The organism is Chloroflexota bacterium (genome assembly GCA_018648225.1).
Lineage (GTDB): Bacteria > Chloroflexota > Anaerolineae > Anaerolineales > UBA11858 > NIOZ-UU35.
On record JABGRQ010000128.1, the window covers coordinates 34,819 to 46,143 of the forward strand.

General features: G+C 49.8%; 8 protein-coding genes. 5 read left to right on the forward strand and 3 right to left on the reverse strand.

Annotated features, from left to right (window positions below):
- Position 1 precedes the first annotated feature (1 nt).
- The 5 genes from HN413_12960 to HN413_12980 all read left to right on the forward strand — a co-directional run bounded on the left by HN413_12960 (position 2) and on the right by HN413_12980 (position 6,163).
- Positions 2–2,332, forward strand: a complete 2,331-nt coding sequence (locus tag HN413_12960; GenBank protein MBT3391307.1) for an FtsX-like permease family protein — start codon at positions 2–4, stop codon at positions 2,330–2,332.
- A 191-nt stretch (positions 2,333–2,523) separates the two neighbouring features.
- Complete coding sequence (locus HN413_12965; GenBank protein MBT3391308.1) at positions 2,524–3,333, forward strand: mechanosensitive ion channel; 810 nt, start codon at positions 2,524–2,526, stop codon at positions 3,331–3,333.
- A 5-nt stretch (positions 3,334–3,338) separates the two neighbouring features.
- Positions 3,339–4,331 carry a M23 family metallopeptidase gene (locus tag HN413_12970; GenBank protein MBT3391309.1) on the forward strand — a complete coding sequence of 331 codons (993 nt, stop codon included), beginning with the start codon at positions 3,339–3,341 and terminating at the stop codon, positions 4,329–4,331.
- Positions 4,332–4,413: 82 nt separating this feature from the next.
- A complete protein-coding gene (locus tag HN413_12975) occupies positions 4,414–5,298 on the forward strand; it encodes a DUF488 domain-containing protein (GenBank protein ID MBT3391310.1) in 885 nt (294 codons plus the stop codon).
- A gap of 22 nt (positions 5,299–5,320) precedes the next feature.
- On the forward strand, positions 5,321–6,163 hold the full coding sequence (locus HN413_12980; GenBank protein MBT3391311.1) for a hypothetical protein: 843 nt from the start codon (positions 5,321–5,323) through the stop codon (positions 6,161–6,163).
- 48 nt (positions 6,164–6,211) lie between these two features.
- On the opposite strand, the gene uvrA is transcribed toward HN413_12980, so the two are convergent.
- The 3 genes from uvrA to HN413_12995 form a co-directional block, all read right to left on the reverse strand.
- A complete protein-coding gene (uvrA, locus tag HN413_12985) occupies positions 6,212–9,148 on the reverse strand; it encodes an excinuclease ABC subunit UvrA (protein MBT3391312.1) in 2,937 nt (978 codons plus the stop codon).
- A gap of 167 nt (positions 9,149–9,315) precedes the next feature.
- Entirely contained in the window at positions 9,316–9,933 is a 618-nt protein-coding gene (locus HN413_12990; protein ID MBT3391313.1) for a helix-turn-helix domain-containing protein, read from the reverse strand.
- Between the two features lie 23 nt (positions 9,934–9,956).
- Positions 9,957–11,258, reverse strand: coding sequence for a BCD family MFS transporter (locus tag HN413_12995; GenBank protein ID MBT3391314.1), 1,302 nt, complete (start codon positions 11,256–11,258; stop codon positions 9,957–9,959).
- Between the last annotated feature and the right edge of the window lie 67 nt (positions 11,259–11,325).

Genomic DNA, 11,325 nt, shown 5'->3' on the forward strand with positions numbered 1-11,325 from the left:
CATGTTTACTGCTATGTGGCGCAAACTGAGCGCTGACATCCGCACGAACAAGCTTCAATTCTTGCTTATCGGAGGCGTGCTGACCCTCTCGGCGATGTTGTTGACCGTCTCCCTTTTGGTGATGGGCAGCGCCGATGAGCCGTGGGATCGTACCTTTGAAGCCACCAACGGCCCCCATGTATGGGTGGTCAGCCACCAGAATGATTTGGATTTCAGCCCATTGACGCAAAACCCGGCAGTCAGCGAGACCAGTGGGGTGATTCTGGCACTGGCGGAAAACCCCCTGGTGTTGGGCGACGAGAAAGTTCCGCTTTTTCTGTATGCAATGAATGAACCGCCTCCTGTGGCGCATCCCCTGTTGGCTGATGGCCGCTGGCTGGAGCCTGCCAACCCCGACGAAATCGTGCTGGATTTCAGCCTGGCGAAGTTCCACGCTTTTCAAGTGGGCGATGTGGTCACGATTTTAGGTGCAGATGGCAATCGGGCGTTGAAGGTGGTTGGACTGGCGGTAACGGCTCACTGGTTCCCGTATAACGAGATTACCAAAGACACATCCCCAGGCGTTGGTTATACCAGCCAGTCCACGCTGGAAAATTTACAACCCGACTCGAATTCTTGGTATTCGGTGGTTGGCCTGCGTTTGAATGACCCCGAAGCCAGCAAAGAAATTGCTGATTTGGCCTTTGATGTGTTACCCGGCAAACTGCAATCAGTGATCGAATGGCAATATGTCAAAGAGAATGCTGCTTTGGCCAATACGCTCAACGCTATGTTTATGGGGTTGTTCAGCGTTTTGGGATTGGTCGCGGTGGGCATGATTATCTTCAACACCATCGGCGGGCAGGTACTCAGCCAGTACCGCGAGATCGGTCTGCTCAAGGCGGTAGGTTTTACCCCGCGGCAGGTTACGCTGCTCTTTTTGGGCGAGCATCTGACTCTTGGGTTGGCCGCTGCGCCTTTGGGAGTTGTTTTTGGTTTAGCCCTCGCACCGGGTTTGGTAGGCACGATGGCAGAAAATCTGAACACCACGCCGCCCGATATCTACACCCCCGGTCCGCTGATTGGTGTGCTGATCCTGGTGGAAGTGGCGGTTGCCCTGGCAACACTCTTGCCCGCCTTGCAAGGCGGACGCATCAACGCAGTGCAGGCGATTACGGTGGGGTACCGCAGCCGCCATCCGCGCGCTTCTTTGTTGGGGCGGTTAGCCGGATGGCTGCGTTTTCCGTCGGTGATTGTGCTGGGCGTCAAAGATACTTTTTCGCGACCTCTACGGGCAACGCTGGCGATTTCCAGTTTGCTGTTGACGGTGCTGATAGCCATTACAGCGGTTGGCGCGCAGGGCACTACGGATTCTTTGGCCGACAATCGCTACTACTTCAACGGGACCACCGCCGATATGAAGATCGCGCGCAACTTTGTGCCTCATGCCATCATTGCCGATGGAATTCTGTCCAACCCTGAAGTGGTCGATTTTTACGAAGAATCATTTGTCTACGGACAGGTTCCAGGGCATGGCGATCAGCCTTTGGCGGTGCGCTTATTGCAGGGCAATTATCAGAATTTCGATTTCCCGATGAATGAAGGCCGTATGATCGCCGCTCCGGGCGAAGCTGTGGCGGGTTACGCGGTTATTGAATTGATGGGCGCTCAGATTGGAGATACTGTTGAGATTCTAGTAGATGGCGAACCGATTCAAGTGACTCTTGTAGGGCGGAATATGGAAAACTTCAACCTGAATAAAGTGATTATTACCAGTTTGGAGACGTATCGAGAGCAGGCGGTTTCCGATGCTCAACCCACGAATTACTACCTGCGTTTGAACGATATTACATTGGCGGAGGAACTTCGCCGAGAGTGGTTGGATGTTTCTCATGGATTGATCAATGTCAATGTCACGACCAGGGAACCCATGACATCTGTGGTTCAGTTGACGAATTTGATCGCCAGTTTAGCAGTGATTCTGATGGTTGTGGCGGCTGCCAACTTGATGAGTACCAGTCTTTTGAGTATTCGCGAACGGGTGCGCGATTTTGGAATCCAGAAAACGATAGGACTGACCCCCGCCCAAATTGCGGGAAGTGTAGTGATTGGTGCTGTAACTATCGCGCTAATTGCCTTGCTGCTTGGTGTTACTCTAGGGATGATTGTGCTGGTCCGATTTATCGGGCAGGTGGGTATCGCCATCGGCGCCGGGCCAGATTTATACGTGATTGATTGGGGTTGGATCAGCCTGTTGCTGCCCATCTTGGTGCTATTGGCAATCGTCAGTAGCTTGCTGCCCGCTTACCGCGCTGCCCGCCTGCAAGTTACCGAAGCGCTGCGCTACGAGTAAAAATTCTACGCGATTGCAATAGAACTAGCTAAAAAAGAACAGTGGCCGGAGTATCGTTCTCCAGCCACTGTTCTTTTTTGACAACCTCCCTTGACAGACAGATTCATGTAATATATAGTAATGCGACCGTCTAAGTCATATTTGTAAGAATATACTTACTTTTACGCTTCTCATTTGGAAAAAAGGTATCTATGGAAACTACACTATCTTCAACTGTTTTTGAGTTTTTTCGCATGGCAGGTCTGGCAGTTGTGATCGCGGCTGCCGGTTATATAATTTCTGAATTAGCATTGATCCGCGTGGTACGAAATTTACTTGCACGCTTTATGAATGGCACCTGGGTAGATTTTATCTCTGGGCTGGTACGCTTGAGTCTTTTCCTGCTGACGGGCAAGATCATCATAGAGATGACAGGCACAGCCGGAGCGCTGGTTGTAATCGTCACAGCCGTAACGGGCGCGTTTGCCATTGGCTCTGAACGTTTGGCTTCAGATATTGTTTCGGGCGTTAAGCTGATGTTTTTGCGTTATTATGATGTTGATGAATATGTCACATTGGGAAATTACTTTGGCAAAGTCATCGAAATTAATATGAGCGCAACCAGCCTGCTGACCATTGATAAAGACAAAATCATTATCCCAAACTCAGAAGCCGTCAATGGAACGCTGATCAATCATTCGCGAGTTTCCGGTTATCGGATTAAAATACGAATCCCCGTACGCGGTATACATGACCGTGTGGTTGTTTTGCGTGTGCTTGAAGAAACGGCTTCTCAATTTGAAGGTCGTTTGGATGGCGATAGTTACCGGCCAGTGGTGATTTTCGATGGTATCGGCGCGGATACAAATTTCTATGAAGTTTGGACCTATGTCGCTAAATGGCCTGATACAGTTTATAAAGCCAGCGATTTGCGTTTGAAACTGGTGCAAGCTTTGGAGGCTAAAGGTATTACAGTTGGTTTGGCGCCGGTCTATGCTCTGAACCCGGGCACGAAGGTATAGGCTCCGTGGAATACTCCAATCGCAAGAGAAAATCGAATTTGATTCGCTCGTTGGTCGTGGCCTCGGCGACAACCACGATTATTGCCACCGGGGGTTTTGGCACACTGCCCGAAAATAATCTCACGGCCGATTTTCAGCAGGTCGTGATGGATGTTATACCCTATGACCTTACGCAGTATTTAGAGCCATACCTGTATGTGACGCCAACGCCTCGGGCGCAGGAACCAGCATTGAGTGAGTCCGATTTTCCCATCTCCTTGCCGATTGGCCCCTCGGGGCGTGATACGATTGATCCAAATGAACGTTTTGGACAGCCGCAAAATCAACAACTGGCCCAAAATGGTGTCGATTTTGTCAACTCGGCGGGTACGCCGGTTTTGGCTGCCGCATCGGGGCGCGTACTGCATGCCGGGGCAGATGCAGAAGGTCAGTTTAGCCCCTTCCCGGAGTTGTATGGGTTGGCTGTTGTGATGGAACATTCGTTGCCTGGGTACGCCCAGCCGGTGTATACGCTGTATGCCCATCTTTCGCAGGTTGATGTGGAGTCTGGGCAACAGCTTGATGTGGGCGAGACGCTGGGGCTGGTAGGATCAACCGGGCATACCACTGGCAGCGAATTACACTTTGAAGTCCGCTACGGTGAGAATAAGCATAGTAATGCTCGTAACCCGGAGTTATGGTTGATTCAGTTCGACGATGATGGGGAGACAGAGAACGGCGCACTGGCCGGACGCATTCTGGACGAAAATGGTGATCTGGTAGATGTAAATGTGGTGGTTCAGCCCTTGGGGGAGGTGGATGTGAACCCGATGGATTTGCACACGTATGTGGATAAACGCTTGCGGTTACAACCCCCGTGGGGAGAGGCTTTCGCGGTTGGCAACCTGCCCCCGGGAGAATACAAGCTCAGCTTCGTCCTGCCCGGTGTGGGCTATCAGAGCCATGTTGTAGAAATCGTTTCGGGCCGTGTGACGGAATGGGAGTGGGTGAAACCTTAAGTCTGTGAACAAATGTTCTTTCTTGTTTGGTATAATATCTGCTGAATGGAAACTCCGAATTTTGTGAAAGTTGAGCAGATATATGTTTTATCGTCAGAAAGTGCTACTCTCTTTGCTTGAGGTGTTTGGTGGAACACTGCCTAATACAGATTTCGAAAAACTGCTCTTTTTGTATTGTAAAAGAACAAAATCGACGCATTATGATTTTTTTCCATACAAATATGGAGGATTTAGTTTCATCTCTTATTATGACAAAAGAAAACTTACTGAAAAAGGCTATCTTGTGGCCGTCGATAAATTTCAGATATCCCAACAGACGAAGTCGTGTCTTAGCCAATTAAAACCTTCAGATAGACGTGCTATAAAAATATTTGCAGCCACAACGAGAAATTTGCGTGGAAAAGAACTTGTGCGAACGGCTTATCGAGAATATCCTGAATATACGCGGAAAAGCGAAATTGCTTCACAGATCCTCGATAACGAAGAATATGAACGTGTAACAGAAGTCTGGCAAATTGGAATTGAGCCAGTCTTAATGACAATAGGCTACGAGGGAATGTCTATTGATGCTTATCTTAATAAGCTAATTGAAAACAATGTAACTGCACTTGTTGATGTTCGTAAAAACCCAATTTCAAGAAAATTTGGTTTTTCAAAAAGAATTTTGAATAATTATGTTAATAAAGCAGGGTTGGAGTATTACCATTTGCCAGATTTAGGCATCGCATCTCATTTGCGAAAGGATTTGAATGGGCCTGCATCCTACCAAACGCTTTTTGAGTTGTATGAGAAGCAAATACTGCCAGAGCAAAAAAGTGCTTTGAAGATGCTTAAAACTATTACCCAAGTGCAAAAAAGAATTGCTTTAACTTGTTTTGAAGCAGACCACACGATGTGTCATCGTCAAAAACTTGTTGAAGTTTTACAACAAGATTTAGTATCTTTTTATCCTATAAACCACTTATAAAGATATTTTTCAGGGAGGAAATATGTATCTTCCAGAGATATTACCTAATGTGCGTGTTTTGGTAGCTGTGAAAACGTATCCAGTTCCGTCCGCAAAATACGATGAGTTGGTATGTAATGCTGGTTTTCTCGAAAATGGTAACTGGATTCGAATTTACCCAATCCAGTTCCGCGCGCTTCCTTATGCGCAGCAATATAAAAAATACGATTGGATTCAATTAGGTCTTGAACGTAACCGTTCTGATTTCCGACAAGAAAGTTACCGTCCCATAAAAGGGGTTGATGAACCAATTCAAACTCTGGGGAATATATCGACAGGGAAAAACAGGGATTGGGCTGAAAGAAAGAGATTTGCGCTCAATGAAGTATTTGTTTCCATGAACGAACTGATAAATCTTGCAAAAACGTCAGGTGTCTGGAAATCGCTTGCAACAGTTAAACCTAAAGAAATAGTTGACTTTGTAATTGAACCGGATGATCGAGAGTGGAAAGCGAGTATGAGAAACAGTTTGCGGCAATTAAAGTTGTTTGAACAAACAACAGTTCAACGAGAAGCCCAAATAGTTCGCAAATTACCTTATCGTTACTATTACCGTTTTTTGACAGAAGGTGATGATACACCCCGAAAAATGATGATAGAAGATTGGGAAATAGGTGCTCTTTATTGGAATTGTTTGGCTCAAACAGAAGGTGATGAAGTTGTTGCAAACGAACTTGTTCAGAAGAAATATTGTGATGAATTCCTCAACAAGGACTTATATTTATTTGTTGGAACTACAAAAGCAAATCATATGCGCGGCCCAAATCCATTTGTGATTATTGGTGTTTTTTATCCTCCTAAGTCATTGCAGATGCCGTTATTATAACAGGGTGGGATAGGCCAGTAGTTAGTAAGCTCATCCCATACTTCCAAATCACACACAATCTCGGTCGTGCGTCGAGCGCACATACTTTTGTAAAAATTGCCCCGTATACGAAGCCGGATTGCCACAAATATCTTCTGGCGTTCCTTCGGCAATGATCTCGCCACCGGCATCGCCGCCCTCCGGCCCTAAATCAATAATATGATCGGCGATTTTGATAATATCGGCATTGTGCTCAATAATCAGCACCGTATTGCCGGCTTCTACCAATCGCTGCAACACTTGAATGAGCTTGTGCACATCGGCTGCGTGCAACCCTACGGAGGGTTCATCCAGTACGTAGAGCGTGCGCCCGGTGGAAATTTTGGAAAGCTCGCGCGAAAGCTTCACTCGTTGTGCTTCGCCCCCCGATAACGTCGGCGACGATTGCCCAATGCGAATATATCCCAACCCGACATCTTGTAGCGTTTTTAGCCGTCGCAGCATATTGGGATGATTTTCAAAAACTTCCGCGGCGGTATCTACCGTCATTGCCAGCACGTCGGCGATGGAGTGTCCTTTGAAGCGCACCTGCAAGGTTTCGCGATTGTAGCGTGAACCGTGACAAATATCGCAAGGCACGTACACATCGGGCAAAAATTGCATCTCAATGCGAATTTGACCCTGACCCTGACAGGCCTCGCAGCGCCCGCCGTGGACATTAAATGAGAAACGTCCTTTGGCATAGCCGCGGATTTTACTCTCAGGTAGTTCGGCAAATAGATCGCGAATATGATCGAAAATGCCAGTGTACGTCCCCGGGTTGGAGCGCGGCGTGCGCCCGATGGGGGATTGGTCGATGTTGATGACCTTATCAATATGTTCCAGCCCCTCGATAGAATCATGCGCTGCAGGTTGGGAGCGCGCCCCGTGCAAATGGCGCGCCAACGCGGCGTAGAGTACGTCCACCATCAGCGTCGATTTTCCAGACCCCGAAACCCCCGTGATGCACACTAATTTTCCAAGTGGAACATCTACGCTGATATTCTTCAGGTTATGCGCCTGTGCTCCGATCACCCGAATCATCTCGCCGTTCCCCGGCCTGCGTTCTACAGGGATGGGTACTTGCTTACGCCCGGAGAGATAGGCCCCGGTAAGCGATGTGGGATGATTGAGTACATCTTTAGATGGCCCGTTAAAGATCACTTCACCGCCGTGTTCGCCTGCCCCGGGGCCGAGGTCAACAACCCAGTCGGCGGTTTCAATTGTTTCTGAATCGTGCTCGACAACCAGCACCGTGTTGCCCAGATCGCGCATGCCTTCCAGGGTTTTCAGCAAGCGGGCATTATCACGCGGGTGCAGGCCGATGGAGGGTTCATCGAGTACATAAAGCACGCCCATCAGGCGCGAGCCAATCTGTGTTGCCAGGCGGATGCGCTGGGCCTCGCCGCCCGAAAGCGTGGCAGCCTTGCGGCTGAGCGTCAGGTAGTCCAGCCCCACCGCGACCAAAAATCCCAGCCGGTCTTCGAGTTCGCGCAGCACGCGCGAGGCAATAATCTTTTGCCGTTGGTTCAGGATCGTATCTTGCTCTTTGAGTTCTAGCACCCAATCCAGCGCACGCCGTACCGGCCATTCGGTGACATCGAGAATATTGATCTCGGCCAGGGTTACGGCCAGCGCTTCCGGGCGAAGCCGCGCTCCGTTGCAGGTGGAGCAGGGGCGGTCGTTCATATATTCCATGATGCGCTCGCGCATTGCCTCGGAGGTTGTTTCGCGGAAACGCCGCTCCAGGTTGGGGATCACGCCCTCGTATTCGCGCTGGAAGGTGAATACCTTGCCGTCGCGCTGGCGTTTGTAATTCACGGTTATCTCTTCACCGCGTGTGCCGTAAAGTATAATGCCGAGTTGCTCGTCCGCGAGTGAACTGACGGGCGCATCGAGATCAATCCCGTTGGCTTCTGCCGCGCCTACCAGTGTAGACCAATAATAACCGCCGACTTCGCGCTCACCGCGCCATTCACCTGCATGGATCGCGCCGTGATTTATCGAACGCGATTTATCTGTGATGAGCAAATCGGGGTCAATATTCATGCGCGTGCCAATGCCCTGACAATCGGGACATGCTCCGTGGGGGGTATTGAACGAGAAGGTGCGCGGCTCGATAGCGGGCAGGCTGATGCCGCAATGCGCGCAGGCCAAATGTTCAGAGTAGCGTAAATCACGCCCCTCACCCCCCACCCCTCTCCCACTGGGTGAGGGGTGAGGGGTTGTATCCTGCACAATTAAATGACCATCTCCAAATTGCAGGGCTGTCTCCACCGAGTCGGTTAACCGCGAGCGGAAATTCTGCATTTCTTCATCGTCTTCATAGTGTCGAATTACTACGCGGTCTACCACGGCTTCAATGTGATGGATTTTGTAGCGGTCCATCTGGATGTCTTCATCCAGGCTGTGAACCTGCCCATTCACGCGCACGCGCACGAAGCCAGATTTTTGAATCTCATCTAAAACGGCCTGATGCGTCCCTTTGCGTCCACTTACCATTGGGGCAAGGATGAGCAGCCGACTCCCCTCCGGGAGTTGTTCCACCGCCTCGACGATTTCCTGCGCCGATTGGCGGGCGACTTCCCGTCCACACTGCGGACAATGGGGGATACCGGCGCGGGCGAAAAGCAATCGCAGATAATCGTAAATCTCGGTGACGGTCCCCACTGTGGAGCGCGGATTGTGCGAAGTGGCGCGTTGGTCAATTGAAACCGCGGGGGATAGCCCTTCGATATAATCTACATCGGGTTTATCCATCTGCCCGAGGAATTGTCTGGCATACGAAGAAAGCGATTCGACATAGCGGCGCTGCCCCTCGGCGAAGATGGTATCAAAAGCCAGTGATGATTTACCAGACCCCGACAAACCGGTAATGACAACCAGTTTGTCGCGGGGAATATCCAAGCTGATATTTTTAAGATTGTGAACGCGTGCGCCCACAACGCGGATTACAGATAATGTCATAGTATTTGGGTTGGTAATGCGGGGTAGTTATTTCGGATTTTCAACGAGTTGTGCAGGTATATCTCGCCTGTGGTAGTAAAAAATGTTCTTGTTAAACACAAACGCGTCCATTTTAGCACAATCGAGCTAAAAACAGGCGCGCAGTTTGAAAAATCCCTGAGAACTTTTTAGCGGTCGAAGGCGGTAAAAGTCTCCATGATGGTGAGCATCACGCTGTCGGTAAAAGCCGTAATGCGGCGAAAGAGATTGCTCCACACAAGTGGAGACTGCACCGAGGCCGCTTCGTAGACACCGTACATAGCATCCAGTAATGTTGAACGAAAAAACAAGAAGGCTTGCGTAGCTTCCATAATATTGAGGTTGTAGCGGCGGGCGCGGATTGCGTATTCATAGCCCAGAGCGCGGGCTTCGGCATCGGCGCTGCTGCCACTCTCGGAGGAAAGATACGCATTCAGGGCTTGTAGTAGCGAACGCCCGCTCTGACGGTATTGCTGACGAGCGTCAATGTCGAGTTTTTTGTACCAGGATTGATTGGTAAGCGCGCCCTCACTGATCTGAAAACGAGTGCGTGTGAGCGCATTTTTAATCACCAATTGGGCTTCTGATGCCGTACTTGCCTGATCGGCCTGCTGCCAAAGCATCACTTCATCACGGCGAAAGCGGCGGTGTCCGCCAGGGGTGCGATGCACAGGGATGCGCCCATGATCAGCCCAATTGCGGATCGTACTGGGATGCACGCCTAATTCTTCGGCCATCTCACTTAAACTCAACCACTCAGATGACATAGTATCTTCTCCAAAACGAAACTTTATGCGTCCCCAGCCAAGACCGCTCTTTCGATAACAGGTAATGATTGAGCTTGTTTTTGAAAATCCGCTACATTGATGCGCGTGAGCATCATTAGCGTTACCAGCACCATCAGCGCCATCAGGCCAAAGACCAGCAAATACCCTAAAACAGGCTGGTTTGTGAGCAGGCGTGTTACATCCCGCAACGCCCCGCCCAATAGCGAGCCGGTCAGCCGCGAGATGGCATTCGCCATACCCCATGCGCCAATAAATAATCCCACCTGTCCCTCCACGGTCATATCCAGCATCAGGGAAAGATTCGAAACCGTTGAAATGCCGGTCCCTGCGCCAAGCAATATTAATCCGATATAAAAAACACTACTCTGTAATAAAATCCCGCTGATTGTGATCAGAACGAACCCCGTCAGGATGATCCAGCCTCCGAAAGCGGCGATTGTTTTTTTTGGCAGGCGAGATTCCAGCCAGCCAGTGAGCAACAGGGCGATAAGTGCAAACACGCCCCAGATCGAAGTGATACGGGTGGTTTCCGTGACGCTCATTCCGAAAGCCTCCCCGGCGAAGGGTTCCAATAAAATATCTTGCCCGAGGATGGCTGTTAGCAAGAGGATGAGATACCAGAAAAAACGGCTGGCCTGGGGATTGCTGAGGATCGTGCGTGTCATTAGACCCCAGGAATAACGTTCTTCATTCGATGCCCGGTAGTGATCCCGCTGCTCGAGGCGGATCAACCCGACCAGGCCAATCAACAGGGCTACAAATCCCACCCAACGAAATGCGCGCACCAATGCCTGGGGGGTGTAAGGATCAACCATATTACTTAGAATGATGGAGGTCAGGATAATGCTCACGATCATCATGAACCACATAATCGCAATGGTTTTTCCGCGGCCTTTCTCTCCGGAAAGTTCGGATGCCAAAGAAAGATACGAAACCGCGGCCAGATTGTAGCCCATCCCCCAGGCCCCGAAGGATAGAATCCCCATGAGAATGCCTTGGCCGAGATTTTCTGCCATTGAAAACGCGGTCGCTGGCGAGAGTACCACCCCCAGCACACATAATATTAGCCCCAGGAGGATGGCTGGAGTCCGGCGAAAGCCAAAGAGATGTTTTTTGTCAGAATACGCACCAATATAAACTTGAATTGGGGAGATGATATAAGGTAACGATGCCAATATGGCTACCAAGGTTGCCGAAATAGCTAGTTCCTTAATCATAACCCGGTTTAGCGTACTGTTGATAGGCAACAATGTGATTGTAACGGCTACATGCAGCAGGCCAAGCTGGATTTGTTTTCGTAACATACCTTTCCTTCTTGTGGAATAATTTCTCCGCGAAATCGTATTATCGAGGCACAACATATATTTGGTA

Excerpts from the sequence above, each read along its gene's own strand:
- HN413_12960 (MBT3391307.1), top strand. The coding sequence starts at position 2 with ATGTTTACTGCTATGTGGCGCAAACTGAGCGCTGACATCCGCACGAAC.
- HN413_12980 (MBT3391311.1), top strand. The coding sequence starts at position 5,321 with ATGTATCTTCCAGAGATATTACCTAATGTGCGTGTTTTGGTAGCTGTG.
- HN413_12995 (MBT3391314.1), bottom strand. The coding sequence starts at position 11,258 with ATGTTACGAAAACAAATCCAGCTTGGCCTGCTGCATGTAGCCGTTACA.
- HN413_12975 (MBT3391310.1), top strand. The coding sequence starts at position 4,414 with ATGTTTTATCGTCAGAAAGTGCTACTCTCTTTGCTTGAGGTGTTTGGT.
- HN413_12965 (MBT3391308.1), top strand. The coding sequence starts at position 2,524 with ATGGAAACTACACTATCTTCAACTGTTTTTGAGTTTTTTCGCATGGCA.
- HN413_12990 (MBT3391313.1), bottom strand. The coding sequence starts at position 9,933 with ATGTCATCTGAGTGGTTGAGTTTAAGTGAGATGGCCGAAGAATTAGGC.
- uvrA (MBT3391312.1), bottom strand. The coding sequence starts at position 9,148 with ATGACATTATCTGTAATCCGCGTTGTGGGCGCACGCGTTCACAATCTT.